16 protein-coding genes are annotated in these 21,143 nt (G+C 51.3%); 6 read left to right on the forward strand and 10 right to left on the reverse strand.

The window, feature by feature from the left end; translation table 11 throughout:
* Positions 1-232: 232 nt before the first annotated feature.
* The 3 genes from IPQ00_06280 to IPQ00_06290 all read right to left on the reverse strand — a co-directional run bounded on the left by IPQ00_06280 (position 233) and on the right by IPQ00_06290 (position 5,217).
* Positions 233-706 carry a hypothetical protein gene (locus IPQ00_06280; protein MBL0240170.1) on the reverse strand — a complete coding sequence of 158 codons (474 nt, stop codon included), beginning with the start codon at positions 704-706 and terminating at the stop codon, positions 233-235.
* A gap of 72 nt (positions 707-778) precedes the next feature.
* The gene (locus IPQ00_06285) at positions 779-2,899 is read right to left on the reverse strand and encodes a S9 family peptidase (protein ID MBL0240171.1); all 2,121 of its coding nucleotides are present in this window, start codon (positions 2,897-2,899) and stop codon (positions 779-781) included.
* 80 nt (positions 2,900-2,979) lie between these two features.
* The gene (locus IPQ00_06290) at positions 2,980-5,217 is read right to left on the reverse strand and encodes an EAL domain-containing protein (GenBank protein ID MBL0240172.1); all 2,238 of its coding nucleotides are present in this window, start codon (positions 5,215-5,217) and stop codon (positions 2,980-2,982) included.
* A 426-nt stretch (positions 5,218-5,643) separates the two neighbouring features.
* Between IPQ00_06290 and IPQ00_06295 the strand changes: the two genes are divergently transcribed.
* A complete protein-coding gene (locus IPQ00_06295) occupies positions 5,644-5,928 on the forward strand; it encodes a hypothetical protein (protein ID MBL0240173.1) in 285 nt (94 codons plus the stop codon).
* Between the two features lie 73 nt (positions 5,929-6,001).
* On the opposite strand, the gene IPQ00_06300 is transcribed toward IPQ00_06295, so the two are convergent.
* Positions 6,002-7,192: a cysteine desulfurase gene (locus IPQ00_06300; protein MBL0240174.1), complete on the reverse strand. Its 1,191-nt coding sequence runs from the start codon at positions 7,190-7,192 to the stop codon at positions 6,002-6,004.
* A gap of 223 nt (positions 7,193-7,415) precedes the next feature.
* On the opposite strand from IPQ00_06300, the gene IPQ00_06305 reads away from it, so the two are divergent.
* From IPQ00_06305 to IPQ00_06320, 4 genes are all read left to right on the forward strand, one after another.
* Positions 7,416-8,576, forward strand: a complete 1,161-nt coding sequence (locus tag IPQ00_06305; protein ID MBL0240175.1) for a radical SAM protein — start codon at positions 7,416-7,418, stop codon at positions 8,574-8,576.
* A gap of 17 nt (positions 8,577-8,593) precedes the next feature.
* Positions 8,594-9,772: a glycosyltransferase gene (locus IPQ00_06310; protein ID MBL0240176.1), complete on the forward strand. Its 1,179-nt coding sequence runs from the start codon at positions 8,594-8,596 to the stop codon at positions 9,770-9,772.
* A gap of 96 nt (positions 9,773-9,868) precedes the next feature.
* A complete protein-coding gene (locus IPQ00_06315; protein ID MBL0240177.1) occupies positions 9,869-10,618 on the forward strand; it encodes an SDR family oxidoreductase in 750 nt (249 codons plus the stop codon).
* A gap of 147 nt (positions 10,619-10,765) precedes the next feature.
* Positions 10,766-12,721 carry a CocE/NonD family hydrolase gene (locus tag IPQ00_06320; protein ID MBL0240178.1) on the forward strand — a complete coding sequence of 652 codons (1,956 nt, stop codon included), beginning with the start codon at positions 10,766-10,768 and terminating at the stop codon, positions 12,719-12,721.
* 453 nt (positions 12,722-13,174) lie between these two features.
* Here the strand turns inward: IPQ00_06320 and IPQ00_06325 are convergent, their stop codons facing one another.
* From IPQ00_06325 to IPQ00_06335, 3 genes are all read right to left on the reverse strand, one after another.
* Complete coding sequence (locus IPQ00_06325; GenBank protein MBL0240179.1) at positions 13,175-14,566, reverse strand: hypothetical protein; 1,392 nt, start codon at positions 14,564-14,566, stop codon at positions 13,175-13,177.
* A gap of 263 nt (positions 14,567-14,829) precedes the next feature.
* The gene (locus tag IPQ00_06330; GenBank protein MBL0240180.1) at positions 14,830-15,318 is read right to left on the reverse strand and encodes a hypothetical protein; all 489 of its coding nucleotides are present in this window, start codon (positions 15,316-15,318) and stop codon (positions 14,830-14,832) included.
* Positions 15,318-18,128, reverse strand: a complete 2,811-nt coding sequence (locus IPQ00_06335; protein ID MBL0240181.1) for a hypothetical protein — start codon at positions 18,126-18,128, stop codon at positions 15,318-15,320. The genes IPQ00_06330 and IPQ00_06335 overlap by 1 nt, the downstream gene beginning before the upstream one ends.
* 80 nt (positions 18,129-18,208) lie before the next feature.
* Between IPQ00_06335 and IPQ00_06340 the strand changes: the two genes are divergently transcribed.
* Positions 18,209-18,412, forward strand: coding sequence for a hypothetical protein (locus IPQ00_06340; protein ID MBL0240182.1), 204 nt, complete (start codon positions 18,209-18,211; stop codon positions 18,410-18,412).
* 148 nt (positions 18,413-18,560) lie between these two features.
* Here IPQ00_06340 and IPQ00_06345 read toward each other — a convergent pair whose 3' ends face one another.
* From IPQ00_06345 to IPQ00_06355, 3 genes are read right to left on the reverse strand one after another with little or no spacing between them, the layout of a single operon-like run.
* Positions 18,561-19,442, reverse strand: a complete 882-nt coding sequence (locus IPQ00_06345) for a hypothetical protein (protein ID MBL0240183.1) — start codon at positions 19,440-19,442, stop codon at positions 18,561-18,563.
* 55 nt (positions 19,443-19,497) lie between these two features.
* Positions 19,498-20,589, reverse strand: a complete 1,092-nt coding sequence (locus IPQ00_06350; protein MBL0240184.1) for a VWA domain-containing protein — start codon at positions 20,587-20,589, stop codon at positions 19,498-19,500.
* A 9-nt stretch (positions 20,590-20,598) separates the two neighbouring features.
* Complete coding sequence (locus IPQ00_06355) at positions 20,599-21,105, reverse strand: hypothetical protein (GenBank protein MBL0240185.1); 507 nt, start codon at positions 21,103-21,105, stop codon at positions 20,599-20,601.
* Positions 21,106-21,143 lie beyond the last annotated feature (38 nt).

Raw genomic sequence — 21,143 nt, forward strand, 5'->3', positions numbered from 1 at the left:
TAGTTCTTTGAAAATGTGAAAAGAACGGAATAGCAATGCTGATCAACTAATACCCAGCCTGAATTAATGTCGACATTTGTAAGGAAGAGCGGAGTCGGTGGGCATTGTTTGCATAGCAAACGAACTTTCACATATGCTGAAATAAACGATTGCGTGATTTTACGTCCGGAGCGAGATCTGCGAATGTTCCCGAATATTGGGAGTTCAGCGACGCTCTCGAAATACCTCAAGGTCATTGTCGGATCTGCTTTAAGATCCCTTTCTTGATCCCTTTTTTTACTCTCTTCCTACTTGGTTTTGCCGAGGACAATTGTTTACAGGCTCCTGCCAGTACAAATGACGTGGGGTCACAGTTTGGCGGATCGACACGGTAAAACGAGAGATTCCATTCCTTTCCGGCCTCATTTGAGGACGTTCCTTTGATCGTGTCCTCGTGGATCGTGCCGGTAAAGACGCGATACCCGTTATTCATCTGAAACTTGATGGTCTTGCCGTCCTGCGTCCATTTTCCGTTACGAAACGATTTACCGCCGTTTCGGTAGGACAAAATACCGCCGTTTTCGAAATAGAAGGTCATCACCTTGTCCAGATCAAACCCGACCCATATTGAGTCACTCATCGACGTCCCCTCCGCAGTTTGGGCGACAGCCGTGAACGCGACGAGTACGATGAGAACAAAAGAAACCGCAGTAGTTCGTAATTTCATTACAGAATTAATTTGATGGCGGTAATCAGAACCGGACGTCCGATTTACGTGCACGTCCGGTTCAGCGTAAAACTATTTTACCTTCATTTTAAGGCTCTTAACCAAAAAGCCATAAATATCCGCTAGTTCCTGGATCTGTTTTGATGTCGGTTTGCCGGCACCGTGACCGGCCTTGGTTTCGATACGGATCAGCACCGGTTCTTTACCTTTTTGGGCGTACTGCATCGCGGCCGTGTATTTGAAACTATGTGCGGGGAATACGCGATCGTCGTGATCGGCCGTTGTCACCATCGTTGCAGGATATTTCGTGCCGGGCTTTGCATTGTGATACGGCGAATAAGCATACATTGCGCGAAAATCTGTCGGGTCCTCGGGCGAGCCGTAATCCGACGTCCAGGCCCAACCGATGGTAAACTTGGTGAACCGGAGCATATCCATCACACCCACGGCAGGCAGTGCTGCCGCAAAGAGGTCAGGACGCTGATTGAGCACGGCACCGACCAGTAAGCCGCCATTAGAACCGCCCTGTATGGCGAGTTTCTTTTTAGACGTGTACTTGCTGTTGATGAGATATTCGCCGGCGGCAATGAAATCGTCGAAGACGTTCTGTTTTTTTAGCCTGGAACCGCCTTCCCACCACGTCTTGCCATATTCCGATCCGCCTCGGATACACGCCACGGCGTAAACGCCGCCCATTTCCATCCAAGCTATACGCGAGACCGAAAAACCCGGTGACTGGGCTATATTAAAGCCGCCGTAACCGTATAGGATCGTCGGATTCTTACTGTTCAACTTTAGGCCTTTCTTATAGGTTAAGAACATTGGCACCTTGGTGCCGTCCTTGCTCGAATAGAAGACCTGCTTGACCTCGTATTTGGTCGGGTCAAATTTGACCTTGGCTTGACGAAACATCTTGCTCTTGCCGGTCCGCATATCATACTGGTAAATCGTCGGCGGAGCATTGTAGCTCGAATATGAGTAGAACGTCTCAAAATCCGTGCGTCTGCCGCCAAAGCCTCCGGCCGAACCGATTCCGGGTAACTCGACATCGCGGACAAATCGGCCGTTCATCTCGTATATTTTGATCTTGGTATATGCGTCCTTCATATAATTTAGGACGAACTGGTTGTTGATGAACTGAACGCCGTTAAGTGTGTCGGCAGACTCGGGGATGACATCACGCCAATTTCCAGAACGGTCAAGTACATTGCGGGCGACGACCTTGCCACGTGTCGCTCCACTGTCGGTTCGGAAATAAAAGACAGGGCCGTCGTTACCGATAAAACTCCAGCTATTGTTCAGGTCAGTGACGATCGGCATTATCGGAGACTTTTCGCTTGAGAGATTCTTGAAATAGACCATATTCATCCGCTCGGTACCCTTACCGACCGAGATGATCAGCCAATTTCCATCTTCCGACACATTTCCACTGACAAAATACTCCTTGTTATCCGGGCGTTCGTAAACAACGTAGTCGTTCGATTGCGGAGTGCCGAGCTTGTGGAAGTAAAGTTTTTGATAAAAATTCTGGCTCTTGAGCTCGGCTCCGACTGTAGCGTCCGGAAACCGGCTGTAGTAAAAGCCGCTGTTATCGTTGAGCCACGAAACGCCGCCCTGACGATTGGGCGAGAGCGTGTCCGGTAGCAGACGGCCGGATGCAACATCCATTACTTTCCATTCAGTACGATCCGAACCAGCGATCGAGACGCCGTATGCCCACAGTCGGCCGTCATCTGTAAATGACGATCCGTTAAGGGCGGCGGTGCCGTCCGCCTTGATCTTGTTCGGATCAAAAAATATAGAGCCCGCATCGTCAATTGAGGACGTCTTAAACAGCACACTCTGATTCTGTAGCCCGTCATTCTTGCTGTAAATATAATAATTGCCGACCTTGGACGGAGCCGAATAACGTTCGTAGTTCCAGATCTCCGTCAAACGGTTTTTGATCTTTTCTCGTTCGGGAATAGTCGCAAGGTATGTGTCGGTCAGCTTGTTTTCGGCTTCGATCCACGACTGGGTCTCGGCCGAGTCGGTGTCTTCCATCCAACGGTACGGGTCGGCGACCTTAATGCCGTGATATTCATCGACCTGATCGCCGCGTCGGGGTTGGGGATAATCCAGCCTTTTCTGAGCCGGGACACCGGCGGCCAAAAAGGCAAAAACAAATAGAAATGCGATGCTTCTCTTTATCATTATGCGCAATTACTCCTGATCGAAAAGATTTTCAATCAGTATAGAACGCGATGTGTCGTATTCAAAACCTTATTGCTTAACTAGAATGCTGAGATCTGATGATCTTCGCTAACGGCGTTGCTCTCGGCTTCGGGGTTCAGAGCCACGGGTAGCCATTTCTTGCATTCATAAAGTGCCCGGTCGATCTTTTCGGCAGTTTGCGGACGTGCCAATAAATATCCCTGGCCGTAATCACAGCCCAGATTTTGGAGTAGGTGGAGTTGTGTCTCGGTCTCGATGCCTTCAGCGATGACGCGCATCTTCAGGTTTTTGGCTAAGGCAATGATCGTCTGCAGAATCTCGGAGTTTTCGCCGTTTTCACCGACCGCATACACGAAGGAACGATCGATCTTGAGTGAGTCGAACGGTAGCCGATGCAGAATGCTAAGGCTCGAGTAGCCGGTACCGAAGTCGTCGATCGATAGCTTAACGCCGAGTTGCTTGAGCCGATTGAGAACGTTGATCGTGTGATCGGCGTTTTCCATCGCGGTACTCTCTGTGATCTCAAGCTTGAGTGACGATGGGGCGATCTTGGACATTTCGAGTGCGTGCTCAACATCCGCGATCAAGTCGCCGTGCATTAGGTGCTTGCCGGAGATATTGACGCTGATGATCAAGTCTCTGTAGGACGGATTGATCTTTTGCCAATGGGCGAGTTGATCGCACGTCTGCTGAAGAATCCAGATCGTGATCGGTATTATCAATCCTGAGTCCTCGGCAATCGGGATGAATTTGTTTGGAGGTATATTGCCGAATTCACTGTGATTCCATCGCAGTAGAGCCTCAAAACCTAGCAGATCGCCGTCGTGCAGATCGACTAGAGGCTGATAGTTCATCGACAGTTCATTGCGGTCGATGGCTTCGCGAAGGTCATTTTCGTAGCGAACGCGTTCGATGAAACGGAAGCGCAATTCCTTGGTAAACACTGCGACGCCGACGTTTCGTTCTTTGGCGTAATGCATGGCAATGTCGGCATCGCGGAGAACCTCTTCCGGTGTGTTGTACTCAGCGTCGCACGGTGCGATCCCGACATTTACGCTGATCAATATGTTATTTCCGCTAAGCGAAAAGGGTTGCGAAATACTGTCATAGATACGGCGAGCCACCTTCTGGGCTTTACCAACCGTCGATACGTTTCGCAGAATTATGGCAAATTCGTCTCCGCCGATCCGGGCCACAACGTCGGTCGGAGCCAGCATTCTCACAAAACGCTTGGCTGCCACCATCAACACTTTATCCCCAAACGTGTGGCCAAGACTGTCGTTGATGTCCTTAAATCGGCTGATGTCGAGGAAAAGAACTTGAAATGTCGCAGACGGATCCTCCTTGTAGTCCCGGATCATCGTACGAAGGATGTCGCCAAGTTGTTTGCGATTTGCCAGATTGGTCAATGAATCGTGGAGTGCCGCGTGCTGAAAGTCCTTTTCGCTTTTTCGCAGGGCGACATTGGCGAGCTCTTCTTTTTCGAGCGAGAGGGCGAGTTGCGAGGCGTGACGTTCCGCTTCGCGGCGAAGATCCCGCTCAACCCACGCCTTTTCACGCTCCGCTTCCTCTGCCTGGTCGATCGCTTCGTTGACCTCACGAATGGTTTGCCTATAGCTAAGATACGCGATAGATAGGGCAACAGTGGCGATACCGCCCGTTATAATGTCGCCGAAAGTGATCAGTCTAAATATTAGGCCTGCAAGCCCGGCGCCGACGATCTGAGTCATCGAACTTGAAAAACAGTCCTTGCTCCAAGTGGTAAATACGTTGGAACCATCCTTAAGCGACTGAAACAGAGCGACCATAAATGACGATGTCGCAAACTGTACGAGTGCCAAAAAGCCTAGATAGGCGACGAGAGCAGGCGTAGATTGCAAGTCGAGATGGCCAAACGCTGCCAGATTTACGGCGTCCCACGCAAGTATGGTAAGCGCGGTCGATACCGTTGCGATCGACACATTGGTCGGGATCATGAATGGGCCAAATGGGAAACCCTTTTTACGTAAATAGAGACAATTTGCGAATGTCTCAGCCGCCGCAACTATGACAGCGGCCGGGCCGCCGTATAAGAGAAAAGTCAGAAAGATAAGGGCATCCGCAAAACTGATCGCAAACTTTGAACGCGGCAATGCGAGGCTCATTCGCGGGGCAGCAGCGACCGCGAATGCCACGACGAAAACGAATCCCCAGCTGAAAACTCCCATCGCAAGATTAGCCGAGGCTATCGAGATGGATAATATTCCTGCGAGGATAACGATTCCTTTCGCGGTTGTGTACGCCAGTTTTCGTTCCATATAAAGGAAGGCAGTGACCTTTAGAAAGCGGTGCGAGGATGTGAAGATCAAGCTCCGGTTGGGCTCACAACAAAGAGTTTAACACGTTAAACATAGAAAAAGCTAGTAAAAAAATCGCTGGGTCATTTAATGTGTATACGAGTTATACACTTAAGAATTGGATAGCTACTATACAAATCTGTAACTCGAACTGAATGAGGCACTTGCGTGGTCCTAGGCTAAATAGTGTGCACTAAGTATACACAATTATTTGGAGCCAAAGTTCCTCGATATTTTTCCGCAATACTGCTCTAAACCCCTATAATACAACAGTTTAACCGAGCGAGTAAGTACGTGCAGGAAGTGTGGCACGCGGCTTGTAATAGTGATGGATGAAAAGGGGCAATAATGCTTCAAACTAAAACTAATTTCTTGGGAGAAGAGAAAATGAAAAAGACAATCACAACGTTCGTACTTGCAGCAATCCTAATGATCGGTTCGTCGGTAGCGTTTGCCGGTGACGGCATCATCATCGCCGGTTTCAGCAACGATCCGTGTGTTCAGAATGAAAACACAGCAAGGGCCGGCAGCACCACGTCGAGCAAGGATGGAATTATCATCGCTGGTTTGACCGGGATCATCATCTTCGGCTTTACGGGAATCATCATCGCTGGCTTCGGCGAAGGCAAAGATGACGTTCCCGTCAACTGCGGCATAATTATTGCCGGATAACTTTGTTCCTTTCCCACTCGCGAGGGGGTGAATACCTCACAACTGCGGCCCGTTTCGAAAGAGACGGGCCTTTTTATTTCTTTGAGGTCGACGTTTTGGCGGGACTGAGCTTGCGGAGATTCTCGACCGCGGCCGGCAGTACCTCAAGCACATAATCGAGATCTTCGTTGGTGTTGTATTTGCCAAAGCTGAAGCGGATAGCACCGCGGGCGATCGTATCCTCGCGGCCCATAGCCTTTATGACACGCGAAGGCTCGATGGTGCCCGACGAACACGCAGACCCGGTCGATACGGCTACGCCGTGCATATCCAGATTGATAAGCAATCCCTCGCCTTCGACCCTGTCAAACGAGATATTTGCTACGGTTGGAACCCGATCAGAACCGAAGCCGTTCAACACAATATCAGGGATCGCTTCGCCGACCCGGCTTTCGAAAAGGTCCCGCATCGCTTTTATCCGGTTTCCAACCTCTAACAGTTCGGACTTGGCTATAGCACAGGCCTCGCCAAGAGCCACGATATTTGCGACCGATTCAGTTCCGGCCCTTAGTCCGCGTTCCTGCCGGCCGCCGAAATTTTGAGCTCGTATCCGTGTTCCTCGTCGAACGTAAAGTGCACCGGCACCCTTTGGAGCATATATCTTATGGGCTGAGATAGATAGTAGGTCGCAACCGATCGCCTCGACATCGATCGGGACTTTGCCCGCTGCCTGAATCGCGTCGGTATGAAACCAGATCTTTTGGCCGCTGTCTCGGATGCCGCGAACAAAATGCCCGATCTCGTCGACCGGTTGGATAGTTCCGATCTCGTTATTGGCCGTCATTACCGTTATGAGAACAGTTTCATCAGTAACGGCGTTCTTGACGTCTTCGATCCGAACCACGCCGTCGGAATAAACCGGCAACCAGGTTATGGTATAGCCCCGTTTCTCAAGTTCTTCGCAAACATTCTTGACCGTCGAATGCTCGAATGCTGAAGTGATGATGTGTTTTCCGTGCTTTTCGTTCGCCTCGGCCAGGCCTTGGATCGCCAGATTGTTGGACTCGGTCCCGCCGGAGGTCAAGATAACCTCGTTCGGCCGTGAATTGATCAACTCCGCGATCTGATGACGAGCTTTATCCACCGCGGCACGTGCCTTCTGGCCCTGAAAGTGGATGCTCGACGCATTTCCGTAAAACTCGGAAAAATATGGAAGCATTGCATCAATGACGGCCGGGTCAGCGGCGGTCGACGCACTATTGTCTAGATAAACACGACGAAACATAAGTGAATACTATCACATCCATAAATCGAAAAATCTGCATCTAAGTTAACACGGGAAAGTGAATCGACTGCGTGTGACGTAGGGAATTACGGTTAGCGACGATAATTGGTCGTAATCCGTGATCGAGTTTATGTTGCCGAAACTACTGTATTAGCGTAAATTAGATGGTAGTGGTGTGCTGGTAAAAGTATGTTTCGGCCGCCACCGTGTAGGGATTTATAAAATGGACTTTGCAACAAAAGAGATCTTCAAGCGATACGCGAGCATTTTGATCGGAAAACCGATCACGCCCGTGTTCCTCAATATTTTGGTGACGAGCGTATGCGATATGCGATGTACGCATTGTTTCTTTACGGACGAACTTGATGACCGTCCGCGCAAAAAGCTGCAGATGAAGACGGACGAGATCGCCAAGATCTCGGAGACGCTTCGTGGTAATTTGGGCGTGCTTGTGTTGGCAGGCGGTGAACCGTTTACTCGAAAAGATCTGCCTCAGATCGTCAGGGCATTTTATGAAAATAACAAGCTCGACTCGGTCTATCTGATGTCAAACGGCCAGATCCATCCGCGTATTTTTCCGGATGTCGCTCAGATAATGGACGAATGCCCGAACCTCAATGTGAGTGTAGCGTTGGGTATAGACGGGATGAAAGAAGCCCACGAAAAGATCCGTCGGAAAGAGGGAAGTTGGGACAAGGCGATACATACTGCCCGGACGCTTCAGCAGATGAAAAAGGAACAGTATCCGAGACTAGACATCCAGACTTGCACGTGCGTGATGCATTCGAACGAAGATACGATCTTCGACTGGTACGACTTTCTCAAAAACGACCTAAAGCCGGATAAGGTCAATATTAACTATATTCGTCCACCGTCAAATGATCCGATCGAACTCCAATTTGATCACAAGCGTTATCAACAGCTCTCGGATATGATCCTCGAAGATACCAAGAATGCGGCGCTCAAGAACCGTTACGGCGGCGACTCCGGCTTTTTTAAGGCAGCGGTCGACATCTATATGCACGACTTGATCGCTAAGACCAAGGAAGAGAACAAGGCTCAGTTGACCTGTTACGCCGGAAGTGCCGGAGCGGTCATTTACGACAACGGAGCTCTTTCTTCTTGCGAAAACAAAGCCGATGTGCTTAATCTGCGGGATTATGATTGGGATTTTAACGCAGCGTGGAACACAGACCTAATGGCAGAGCGTCGCCGCGAAGCTGGTAACGGCTGCTTTTGCACGCACGAATCGAATTGCTTCTATCCGTCGCTACCGTTTAATCCGAAGCATTTGGTCAAGATCAAAAAGCTCGAATCCGAAATGAAAAAGGTAGCAAAATCAGTCGGCTTCGAGGCTGCAAAAAAAGTTGCAATGAAGGCGTAATTGGATAGCGTTCAACGATGCCTCAAAGCACCCCCAAGATTCTGATCATCTCGTCTGACACCGGCGGCGGGCATCGATCTGCCGCCGCGGCGATTTCCGATGGCCTTGAGAAATTCTGGAGTGGTGATTCGTCGGTGGTCCGGGTGATCAAGGCGGTCGAAGAATCGCATAATGTCACCGGCAAACTCGTCGATCTATACAACTGGATGCTGAAGAATAAGCAGCACTGGATGAAGTATCTGTATTGGGCGGTCAACAAGATAAGGCCGGAAACCCGCGAATTTTTTCATAAGCGATGCATCGGTTACGTCCGCGATCAGTTTGAAAAATGGTGCCCGCACGTTGTAGTAAGTGTTCACCCTTTAACTCAACATATATTTGCGAGGATCCTTAAGGAACTTAATCTATCAGATCAGGTTCCGCTTGTAACTGTTGTAACTGATCCGTGTTACGGGTTTTGGAAGGGTTGGGCGTGCGAAGACGTGTCGCTATATTTAGTTGCAAACGAAGATGCTCGCGACCAGTTGCTTGATTATGGAATCGCACCGGAAAAGATCAAAGTTTCAGGAATGCCGGTGAATCCTAAGTTTCGTGAGGTCGACGAGAAAGACGCTCAGGACGCACGACGTGTATTCGGGCTCGACCCGGACAAATTTACTGTATTTGTCAATGCGGGTTGGGTCGGCGGCGGTAACATCCCACAGATCTTTCGCGAACTTGTGAGAGGTGAACTCGATGTCCAAGCGATCTTTTTGGCCGGAAAGAACGAAGAATTGCGGCTCGAGGCGGAGAAGTTGGCTAAGACCGCGAAGTTTCCGGTAAAGGTCATAGGCTACTCCGAGGATATCGAAAAGCTTATGCATTCGGCCAATGTAATGGTTTCGAAACTTGGTGGATTGACGACATTTGAGGCACTGGCTTGCCGGTTGCCGATCATTGCCGATCTAACAACGCCGCCGATGCCGCAGGAAGCGGGTACGTCGCAGTTGCTTGAGCGCCGCGGTGCCGGCATATTGCTTAAGCGGAGTTCGGACATTGTGCCGACCATCCAGAACCTGCTTTCGGACAACGGAGAGTATTCGCGGATGAAGGCGGCGACCATTGGTATGACGATGCCGAACTCAACCGATCAGATCATCAAGGAGATCAATGCCTTGCTGCCGCATCCCTTTACAACCTCAAGGGCAGCGGCTTAATGCGTATTATTCAATTCGGCAACTTGTCACAACACCCTGATTTATTTAACCTCTTGATTTGGACTCGTAGTCCATTTCAAATTGGAGATCAATAGTTTGAGCTTATTACTTGAAGGAAAACGAGCGTTCGTCTCAGGGGGAACGCGCGGAATCGGCGCCGCAATCTGTGAGGTTTTTGCCCGCGAAGGTGCAGACGTCGCATTTAATTATTACTCGAGCGATGCACTTGCGGACGAAGTGCGGGCAAAGATCGAGGCTCACGGCCGTCGGGCGCTCAGCTTCAAAGTATCGGTCACGGACCGTTACGGGATGAAGCATATTGCCCGCGAGATCAAAGAGGCGTGGGGCGCGATAAATATTCTGGTCAATAATGCAGCGGTCAACAAGGGCGATAATTTCGCCACGACCACTGATAAATCCTGGGATTGGGTTGTTGATACCAACGTAAACAGCCTTTTTTCGGTTACCAAACCATTTTATAAACAGATGATTCGCGAGCGAGCAGGTTCGATACTCAATATCACCTCGGTCGGAGCGATTCGCAGTCTGCCGACATCAGTCCACTACGCAACATCCAAGGCCGCGATGATCGGATTTACAAAATGCCTGTCGCGGGAAGCCGCAAACTTCGGCATTTCAGTCAACGCTATCGCTGCGGGCATCTTTGACACTGATCTCGGCCACACGCTGCCCGAGCGTCTGCTGCAGATGCACGATTTCTGGGTTGCAAAGGGTCGCGTCGGCCGTCCGGAAGAATTGGCTGAGTATGCGGCGTTTATGGTATCTGACCGCAACAGCTTTATGAGCGGCGAGGTCGTCATAGTCGACGGCGGGGCGATCACCTAGGGATCCCAAAAATTATCTAAACGTACGTAAACCGGAGTATTGCTCCGGTTTTTTTCATTTGTGCGATAGAATCAATATAACAAATCAACGAATCAACAAAACGGTCAGCGGGCAGCCTGCGGCCGGAGAAGAATAAGGAGCAAAGAAATGAAAAATCGTTTTTTACGCAGTCTTGGCTTGTCGGTATTAATATCGATCTTCCTGTCTGCCGGCGCCGTTGGCCAAAACCGCCAGGGACCGGATCCGGAGTTGATCGCAAAGCGACACGCGATCGAGAAAGAATTGAACGATATCGCGGTGGTCGACCGAAAGGTGATGGTGCCGATGCGTGACGGCAAGCGAATGGCGGCTGACATTTACCGGCCAAAAGATGCGTCAAAACAATACCCGATCATTTTTTCGCGAACACCGTACAATTTCAATTTCTGGGACGTCAGGCTTGGAGCTCCACGAGATATGACGTCGATCATTGACGCGATCAAGAGAGGCTACGCGTATGTTGTGATGAACGAGCGCGGCCATTTCTTCTCAGAAGGCAACTATGACATCCTCGGGCCGCCGACGACCGATGGCGACGACGCACTTACCTGGATGTCGTCGCAGCCGTGGTCTAACAAAAAGGTCGGCACGATCGGCTGTTCATCGACCGCGGAATGGCAAATGGGCGTTGCGGCCCGCGGCAATCCGGCGTTTACGACTATGATCGCACAGGGATTTGGCGCGGGCGTCGGACGTGTCGGGCCGTATTACGAACAGGGAAACTGGTATCGTGGCGGTGCCGTCCAAATGCTCTTCATTGCTTGGCTGTACGGTGAGCAGAATCAGGTTCGGCCGATGTTTCCGGCCAATACGTCGCAGGCAGACCTGATACGAGGGTCGAAATTGTTCGATCTCTCAGAGCAGGCTCCGTCGGTCGACTGGTCCAAAGCTCTTCGCCATCTGCCCGAGATGGATATCATCAAGGCGGTTGATGGGCCAAACGGAGTATTTGCCGATGAAATGCCGAACATTACAGGTGGAGCGATGATACGCCGAACGCCGAACGACGCGGCGTGGTATAAGGGCGGGCTGTTTCACGACAATATGAAGATCAACATCCCCGGATTTTGGTTTATGTCCTGGTATGACGTTTCGGTCGGCCCAAACCTAGCGACGTACAACCACGTTCGCAAGACCGCAAGCCCCGACATCGCCGATAAACAGTACGCTGTGATCGCTCCGACGCTGCATTGCAGTTATACGCGTGCGACCGAGAACACGGTGGTCGGTGAACGAAGTATGGGTGATGCTCGCCTCGATTACAGTGCATTGACGTATGGATGGTTCGATCATTTCCTAAAAGGGGAAAAGAACGACATCCTGAAAATGCCTAAGGTTCAGTATTTCACGATGGGCAGCAACAAATGGCAATCTTCCGATCAGTGGCCGCCGAAGGGTGCCGAGCCGATGAAGTTCTATCTGGCGAGTAGTGGCAAGGCAAACTCGTTAAAAGGCGACGGATCTCTCGTTGCGGCACCGCCGGCCACCGATAGTCCCGACAGCTTTGATTACGATCCGATGAATCCGGTCCCATCGTTCGGCGGGAACGTCTGCTGTACGGGAAATGCGATAACGGGCGGATCGTGGGATCAGAGCAAAATGGAAGAGCGGCAGGACATCCTGGTTTACAGTTCGGACGTACTGAAAGAAGGGATCGAACTGAGCGGGTCGATCGATCTAACGCTTTTTGTATCATCGAGCGCGAAGGACACAGATTTCACCGTCAAGTTGATAGACGTTGATGAAAATGGGAAAGCGTGGAATCTTGACGAGACGATCCAGCGAATGCGTTACCGCGACGGATACGAAAAACCGCTGGCGTGGATGGATGCCGGAAAGGTCTATAAGGTAATGTTTCAGCCGATGACGACCAGTAACTATTTTGCGCCGGGCCACCGAATCAGGATCGAGATATCGAGTAGCAATTTTCCGCGTTTTGACCGCAATATGAACACGGGCGGAAACAACTACGATGAAGTGAAAGGCGTGATCGCACGCAATTCGGTTCATCATTCCAAACAATATCCGGCTGAACTCACGATCACGGTCGTGAAGAAAAAGTAAGCTAAGGCTAGAAGTTGTTCGTGAAACGCCGGAAAGACGCGAAGGTCAGAGTTCATCTCTGATTTTCGCGTCTTTCAAATTTCTAAAGTTCGAGCTAACCCTGTTTTTCGAGCGGTTCCTTCGCCTTGTCGATAAAGACTTAGATCATATCGGCAATACGTTTATTCATCTCGCTGCTGATCAGGCTTTCTCCCGCGAGTCCTGCAAGCAGGTGGAGGTCGCGGGCTGATCTGCGTCGGAGTTCGGCCGATTGCGAGAACTGGACCATCGTCGCGTTCGTAGCCTTTTCGAAAAAAATCCGCCGAGTAACGCAGGAAATCCTCTGTTTCGACACGAACCGGTGCTCTGCTCGGCGGGGGCCATTTTAGTAAACCCGATTACCAAGTCGGGGCCGCCGAACACGTTGACATTCATTTGCAATCTTCAAATACGAAAGCGTGGTTTTCGACGGCTTCACTGCAACAGCCGTAGCAGTTTGTAACCGCTCCAATTATGATCGGGAAATCGTGAGAGAATGACCGCCTTTCCGTCCGCCGTCTGAATCAGGATGTCCAAAAACGTCCCTAATCCCAGCGACAATGTCGGTTGGAACGAAGGGTCTAAGTCGCCGTTCCCCAAACGCCGTTTTAGGTATGGATATGCTGAGTCCCACACCCCAAAAATAAACCGTCCGTCCGACTGCTGGACAACGCGAGATATTCTGGAGTCGGAGACGAAAAAAGGGGGATCACCCGGCTTTATGAGCGCCGAGACCTCACACTTGCCTCCCCACGCCCCACCGTAAATCTGATCTGGAAAACCGTTGGAAAGGAACCGAGAGGTGTTTGCCTGGTAGTAGATCCAGCCCCCGAGATTATATGAGGCCGATGACACGAGGATGTTGTCTCCGGTTTGAACCATCAGCGACTGATATTGGACGTTTGATGTCCCAGCGGAAGGTCCGTTCTCGTCGTAACAAACTGAATCAAAATTCGTCGGTGCCTCTACCGTCGGGAATCCGGGATCTGCTAATCCTCCAGTCAAGAAGCGAAAAATGCGAGGTGCATTACTCCCGCCCAAGACATAAAATGAGGACGAGGATAATCCAAAAACATAGATCTTTCCAGAGGCAGGTGCGACCGTGACGCCGGATCCCAGGGAAAAGGTGTATGGAATATAGACATTTCCTAGCGTTCCAAATGTTGAATCGGCGGAGCCGTCGGTACGGAGCCGGGTCAGGTAAGAGACAGTTCGCGTCGTCGGAAACGGGTAGCCGGGACCCGAAAATACTTTTTGGACCTGATAGAAAATCAGCGGCTTCCCGGCCGAAACATCAATGTCTATGGAGGTGCCGCTGATCACGTTCAGGCCCAATACGACATACCCGTTTCCCGCGCCGAACGTAGTGTCTAGTATTCCAGCGGCGGTGAATCGCCACACGGCGGCAAGCTTGGGGTCTGTAGTTTCGCCTGCGACGAGTATCTTCCCGTCGGACTGGACCTTGAACGCGATCGGTGTTCCGTAAACCCTTTGGACCAGGTTGAAAAGCGGCACATAGGATTTAACCGCTTCCCCGTGAAATCCAAAACTGGAATCAAGAGATCCGTTCGCGTTGTGGCGGCGGACGACAATGCGTCTACTTGAACCTTCGCCCGTGTAGCACAGCACTAGCAGCTTTCCGCCTTGCTGTTGTTCCACTGCGATCGGGTGGATATCGGCGAAAATGTTCGTCGCTACGCCGCCCGTACCAAATGTCGGATCCGGGGAGCCCGATGCCCCCAAAAGATCGACGTTGGCAAAAATGAGCAAGAGCGGTATCATTACCGCATTCGCTGAAAAGCTAGCCAAACGTTTGATAGTCATCATAATCATCTCCTCCTTTTGAACAAATCCGAAATTTCGATCTCATTGTCCATTCGCTTAACAATTCGGCTCGTCCGGTCGCGGGTCGAATCCGCTCTGGAAGGTCGGGCGGAACAACATCGTTCGGTTCGACTACCGGATCGAAAGGGTCGAAAGCAGTCTGTCGAACTCAGGGCTTAATCGAACTACGACAGACAGTTTATGATCAGACGCGGTGGCGAATTCTTTGATGCGATGCTGTTCAATTTCCATTAGCCCCGTCCCGTTCACTCCTGTTCCAGTTTCACCTTTGCACGGCCTATGAAGACCTTTATCATCTCGGTAATACGTTTATTCATCTCGGTGCTGATCAGGCTTTCTCCCGCGAGTCCTGCAAGCAGGTGGAGGTCGCGGGCTGATCTGCGTCGGAGTTCCACAAGCTGTGAGAAATGGACGTGTGTGACGTTTTTGGCCTTTTCGAAAAAATCAGCTGAATAACGAAGGAAATTTTCGGCTTCGGTCCTGAGTGGTGACCATTCGATCCGATCGTCGCTAGCTTCAGCGAGTTCGACCGCAAATTTCTGCAGCATCTGGCCGATAACCGGGATCTCGGCCTGGATACGCCAATGTGCGACACCCTTGGCATCGGTGTGGATCTGGGTAATGCCCGGCATTAAGCTCGAAAAGTTTGTTATATCCGAGAAAAACTCACGGACGCTCTCAATGCTCGAATTTAACTCGATCACTCCGGAATAACCTGCTTTAACGGTAAACATCAAAATACTCCATTAAATACGATCGAATTAAAGAATAGCCTAGTTGTCGATCGCGTCATCCCGCGAAAGAAAGGATCCTCTGCAAAAAGTACGACGTGGCCTGAGCCCATAGATTCGTCGATGACATACGCGGTGCCGCTGAGCAGTCGCTCGGTGTTTCCTTCCCAAACAAAGCCGGATATGGTCAGAGGCTTTTTCGGGTTAGCGTCGAAGACCAGAGCGTTCGTGCCTTCCTTGGAGTAGCGAAAGAAGTAACCGCTCGCCAACAGCACGGGCATTTCGTCGCGATCCACGCCGTATGTAATGTAATTTGTACGGTCAACGGTTGCACGGAAGATGGCTCCCGGCAAAGCCTCGGGAACCTTATTGGCATTTGCAGACGGCGAAGCGATCGGCGGAAGTGACGGAGCAATGCCGTCCGTTCGGTCAGATCCTGCGATGTTCGGTGTCGGTTCAGGGGCGGGGTCAGCCGACTTTTTGTCGTCGCCCGGGCCTTTAGGCTTTTCGTCGTCGTCTTCGCTACCAACAAGCTTTGACGTAGTCAGGCCAACCTCCTTGAGAGCCGCAAAGACCGAGCCGCCGCTGATCGTTACGATCGTGCCGCCGCGGGAGGCAAACTCCTTCAGTGCCGACACTCCGCCGGAGCCGAACGAACTCATATATCGGCCGGCCGAACCCTCAGGGATGATCAGGACGTTGTAGCCCGTAAGACCGCCGCCGCGGACCGAACCGATGGTCATTGGTGTAAATTTTACGCCGTGTTTGTCTAAAGTCCACCATATCGATCCGTACGATTCCTGCGTGACGCCCTCGTCGGCAACGATCGCGATACGGGGGGCGTTGAGCGATAGCACCGCTTCGCCGCCGATACTTGTGTCGCCCTCGTCGGAGTAGCCCGAATTTACAGCGGTGACGTTAACTCCCATTTCCGCGGCAAGAGCCGCCACGGAGTTGTGGATCGAATCGGGGTTACGTGAAACGCGGATCACAAATGTCCCCGGCTTCCAATTGCGGCCGCCCGCGTTAAGTGTGCGCGTGGTCACGGCGACCTTGAAACCATTCTGCAAAAGCCGCATTACCATCGCTCCGGTCGAATCGGTCTCGTACGGAATTATGTACGCGATCCGGGCCCGTCCCGAAACGCTCCCGCGCTTGGCATTGGCAATTGTGGTGGTGTCCACAGGTGTTCCTGCAATGCTACCGGATTCTTCGGTCCAGTAGGCATCGACGCCAAAGGTCAGTGGCATCGACCAAGCGGTAATATCATAAAAGCCGTAATCTTCCTTAGGCTGGCCCTTGCCGCGCATCTGATTTCGGCGAAATCTGGCCATATTATCATCGACAAATGCTTTATCCTGCGGCGTGTCTTGTTCGAGAACGGCTTTTAGGTAAATTCTCTGCGGTTGGTCGAGGTCGATGATGTACGAGCCTGCCGGAAATGTCTTAGAGACGGCCTTTGAGTTTTTTTCGAGATAGGAATGGGCCGTGGTAGATGTGAAAGAAGACGACGCCACCTTGACCTCGACATTTGACAGACGCAACACCTCGATCAACTCAGCGGCCTTTACGCGGTCGGAAGTCGGGTCTATTACGACACGTTTCAGCTTAGAATTGGCGTTGTCCGCAAGTCCCTTGGCACGGAAAGCGTAATAGTCCTTGATCCGCTCGACCCGGTTTTTGGCGGTGGTCTCGAGCGTGGTCATTGAGGCAACAAAATGCTTGGCGATCGAGGATCGAAATGTGACGATCGTACCGTCATCTCGAGTCCAACGTAATCCCTTAAAGCCGCCACCATCGGTCTCGTACGTCATTCCGGTCGCACCGAGAAGCGATGGGTACATATCCCAGTAGCCCGGATAGAATGCGTCGAAAACATCCCGCACATAATAGTCCCAGCGATTCCCGTCGAATGCGGCGGCATTGGCGCGGCCGTACGTATCTAACCATTTGCTGTATTGCGGTTGCGGAAGATTGGGGTTGATGGGTAGAGATACCGGCGGAAAGAAATACTGCGACGGTTGGCCGTGGTGATCGACCGCGACCTGCGGATTCCATTCCATAAACGCCTTTTGCATATTACGCGATTCTTTCTGCGTAAAGGTGAGCGTGTCGCGATTTAGGTTAAATCGGTAATGATTTACACGTCCCCAGACAGACCAGGGTTCACGATGTTCGATCGCGTTGTGGTTCGGATCACCGACGGCGACCGAATTGTACCACGTGGCAAATCGCTCGTGTCCGTCGGGATTTTCGCCCGTCAGGACTAGCACAACAGTGTTCTTTAGTATATCGAGCGTCGCCGGTTCATTGGAGGCCGCAAGCTGATATATCACCTGCATAAAAGCCTCGAATGATGATGACTCGTTGCCGTGAATGGTATATGCCATCCACGCGATCGCCGGATTGCTACGGGCGATCGCGTCCGCCTCAGCGGCCGTGGTTCGCCGGGGATCGACTAGACGAGCATTGGCGGCCTTGATCTCGTCGAGACGGGCGAGATTCTCCGGCGATGAAATTGCGACCAAATGCTGCATCCGATGTTCACTGGTGGTGCCGATGTCAAATATCTTGACGCGGTCCGGTGCGGATCTTGCGATCGCGTCGATCACCTGTTCCATCTGGGCGTAAGTCGTATTATGATCGCCTACGTCGTATCTGAGGATGCTCTGCGGCCTCGGTACACCCGTGCGATACTCGCCACGAGTGTAGAAATCGAAGTTTTCGTTGAGCGGATCGGGCGTTTGGCCAATCGATGCAATGGCGAAAATAAAAATTGCGACTATGGCGATCAGAAAAGCTTTAATCTTCATCAAAGTATTTGTTGCGGAATCAGAATTTTAGGTTTATGTCATAAAAGATATTAAACCTTCGGGTGTAATGGCACAAACATATGCAAGGGAAACTACCGGTCGACGATTGTCCTAAATGCGGTGAAGCAAAACTAAAGGTGTGGCGTGATTTGACTGCCGACGAGAAAATGATCGTCGACCGACTGCCGGCCGCGAGGGCGTTCACGCCTGCCGAACGCAAACGCCATCACTTTTGTACTCGATGCTGGTTTGAACAGACCGAACCGATCTCTACCACTGCGTAATGACCAGAGTGGTTGCAAATACGTTCTATAAATCGGATTCGTTCGCTTTCTATGGGCTTGATGGTCGGCCACGTATATTGGAGATCTGAGCGAGAAAATGGCACCGCGATCTAGCTCGGTGCCATTTTGGTTTCGGATAAAAGTGAAGTTAAGGCGTCATCATTACGCCGAAGTCGAAAAATTTGGCGCCGATTCCGGCTCCGGTGTTGGCGTTACCGGAGTTCATCAGCATAAATCCATATTCGCCTTTCTTAAGGTCGCCGGCGGCGGTTACCTTAAAGATTCCATTGCCCAAGTCGTCGGCTTTGAGTCCGACGACGTATTCGTCAGAAAGGCCACCTTTCGCGCCCCACGAATTGCTCTTTGCGATGGTTACTTCGCGGTTATCGCTACGTTGATTGAAACGCACAAGCGTAAATTCGTTCGGGGTTGAAGGAATTCCGCTGGAAGTGTTCATACCGCCGCTTGAAACGTCCAGATAAAAATAAAAGACCGGAGATGTAGTTTCAAGTTGCACCTTGGCGCTTCGTCCGGGCAGATTTGTCTTCGTTTTGACTTTGCCTAGTCCAAAAGGTGTCACAGACGCTGTGAACATACCACCGGTGCGGTTTTGGCCTGAAACATTAGGGTCCAGACGGGTCATTTTACGAACGCCGTCTTTTTCCTCAAAGAGATAGATCCCGTACGTGTGTTTCGACATCGGATCGTTCGGGTCGCCGTTGGCCTCGGTCGAAGCGGCACCTGAGGGTGTCGTCGAGGTGTTAAGCGGACGGCCGCTCTTGGATTCCAGCATCGCTCCGACGATGTCGTCGCTAACGCCGGCCTGTTTGAGTTTAATAAGTGAGTCGGTCGATAGGTCAAACTTCGTCGCTGACGATTTGATCTTGCCGACAATGATCGAACTGCTCAGGCCCGCTTTGGTAAGTGATATTACCTCATCGTTGGTCATCGTTTCCTGAGCGACAACGGCGGCCGATAGCATCAGTACCAACGAGAGGCACAGAGCAAAGATGCTGAATTTACTTTTCATTGAGAATCCTCCAAAAACTTAAGAATAAAATATTGATCAAACCTTTTCCCGGCCGCTATCGGGGATCGCGGCGGCGTCCGGAACTATAATTATCCCTCGCACGAATGTCGAGATCCGGCCGGTAAACACGTACTTTAATGTAATAGCGGCTGTCGGGCGTACGTTCACTGTTAGGATAATAACCCAAACTATATATTTTGCGAAGTTCTTCGGCGATCCGTGCAAACGCTTCGTTAAGATTCGTCGTGGAAGCAACTCGTTGCAAACGCCCACCCGATCGTTCCGCGAGTTCGCTCAAAAACGCACGGGCAGCGGTATAGTCCTCTTCCTTTTCACCCTTAACGAGCGGCGATTCGACTACATACGGACGGTCATTGTCGTCGTAAAGTATTTGAGCGTCCTTACGGCGGATCTTGCGAACGTCGTCAAATGTATCGTAGCGGATGGGATAAATGAGCGTATCCATCTCATCCACATCGCGAAGTAGTCCCTTGGCGGTTGCCGTGACGCTAGTCGTGTCCACCCCGTCGGTTAATAGCACAATAGCCTTTCGGCCCGTGATATTTCTCAACTTATCATTGAGAGTCGTGTCGATCGCCGAATAAAGACTGGTGCCCGAGCCCACCTTTGTGGCCTCGATCGCATAACGTAATGCCCTACGGTTGTCGGTCGCTTCACAGAGTATCCGTACCTTTTCATCAAATGACAGGATCATCACCTTGTCGCTCGGACGTAACTGTGCGATGAACGCCTCCGCCGCCGCTTGTATTTCCGGTAATTTGAAGACGGTCGAGTAACTCATATCGAGCAATAGAGCGACCGTGAACGGTTCATCCGAATTGGAGAAATACGCGATCTCCTGCTCCTCGCCGTTTTCAAAGATCTTGAATTCTGAACGGCCAATATCCGTCACGGGACGCCCTTTTCGCGTGCTTACACGCACCGGGATAGTGACCAGATCGGTCTCGATCCGAACAACTCCGTCGTCCTTCTCAGACTTGCTCGGAATCTTGGGTTTGTCGGGCGATTCCGAACTTCGATCGCCGCGGGCAATGCTCTCAGAGTAGCCCTTGACACGGCCCGCCTGTCCGACCGTAGCGGTCGCGGCTAAAAGCGCGATCAGGATGGAGAATACAAATCGATACATCGGACGGAACTAAGTTATCGGGATACCAAGCAGGGCTGAAAGAGCGGTCTCAGTTGCCACGGCGGGATCGTCAGACGATGTCATATCCCATCTCCACGCTTTGCCGACCTTGATCATATGGGCGGTTCCATTGAATATCAGCGATTTGTTATCGATCGTGATCCGGCACGAGGTCGGCACCTTGGCCTTTTTACCGTTGACAATGGCTGTTCCGACCTGGATCTCCGACATTCCATCGAACATCTTCTTGGTCGTCGCAGCGTCCTCAGCATTGGCGTTCAGCCCGCTTTCAAATTGGTCCGCAAAGTCGTTGGCATCAGTCGGCATCTGTCGTTGGACAGCCGGCGAAAAGCTTATTACTTCGAAAAGCCCGGCCCAATCCTGAGTTTGCAATACGCGGTAGACCCTTAGTGCCGCAGCGGACGCATCGGCAACATCTGTGTTTTCGGCTTTCTGAGCATTGGCAGCTAATACGGCCGTTAGTATCACCAATATGGAGACTAGAGTTTTTTTCATAATATTTTCGATCCGGATGCTTTCGGGACTGCTGGCTC

This window comes from Chloracidobacterium sp. (genome assembly GCA_016720705.1).
Taxonomy (GTDB): domain Bacteria; phylum Acidobacteriota; class Blastocatellia; order Pyrinomonadales; family Pyrinomonadaceae; genus OLB17.

Bases quoted from the DNA above. Each gene is read 5' to 3' on its own strand.
- IPQ00_06280 (MBL0240170.1), bottom strand. From the start codon at position 706: ATGAAATTACGAACTACTGCGGTTTCTTTTGTTCTCATCGTACTCGTC.
- IPQ00_06285 (MBL0240171.1), bottom strand. From the start codon at position 2,899: ATGATAAAGAGAAGCATCGCATTTCTATTTGTTTTTGCCTTTTTGGCC.
- IPQ00_06290 (MBL0240172.1), bottom strand. From the start codon at position 5,217: ATGGAACGAAAACTGGCGTACACAACCGCGAAAGGAATCGTTATCCTC.
- IPQ00_06295 (MBL0240173.1), top strand. From the start codon at position 5,644: ATGAAAAAGACAATCACAACGTTCGTACTTGCAGCAATCCTAATGATC.
- IPQ00_06300 (MBL0240174.1), bottom strand. From the start codon at position 7,192: ATGTTTCGTCGTGTTTATCTAGACAATAGTGCGTCGACCGCCGCTGAC.
- IPQ00_06305 (MBL0240175.1), top strand. From the start codon at position 7,416: ATGGACTTTGCAACAAAAGAGATCTTCAAGCGATACGCGAGCATTTTG.
- IPQ00_06310 (MBL0240176.1), top strand. From the start codon at position 8,594: ATGCCTCAAAGCACCCCCAAGATTCTGATCATCTCGTCTGACACCGGC.
- IPQ00_06320 (MBL0240178.1), top strand. From the start codon at position 10,766: ATGAAAAATCGTTTTTTACGCAGTCTTGGCTTGTCGGTATTAATATCG.
- IPQ00_06325 (MBL0240179.1), bottom strand. From the start codon at position 14,566: ATGATGACTATCAAACGTTTGGCTAGCTTTTCAGCGAATGCGGTAATG.
- IPQ00_06330 (MBL0240180.1), bottom strand. From the start codon at position 15,318: ATGTTTACCGTTAAAGCAGGTTATTCCGGAGTGATCGAGTTAAATTCG.
- IPQ00_06335 (MBL0240181.1), bottom strand. From the start codon at position 18,128: ATGAAGATTAAAGCTTTTCTGATCGCCATAGTCGCAATTTTTATTTTC.
- IPQ00_06340 (MBL0240182.1), top strand. From the start codon at position 18,209: ATGCAAGGGAAACTACCGGTCGACGATTGTCCTAAATGCGGTGAAGCA.
- IPQ00_06345 (MBL0240183.1), bottom strand. From the start codon at position 19,442: ATGAAAAGTAAATTCAGCATCTTTGCTCTGTGCCTCTCGTTGGTACTG.
- IPQ00_06350 (MBL0240184.1), bottom strand. From the start codon at position 20,589: ATGTATCGATTTGTATTCTCCATCCTGATCGCGCTTTTAGCCGCGACC.
- IPQ00_06355 (MBL0240185.1), bottom strand. From the start codon at position 21,105: ATGAAAAAAACTCTAGTCTCCATATTGGTGATACTAACGGCCGTATTA.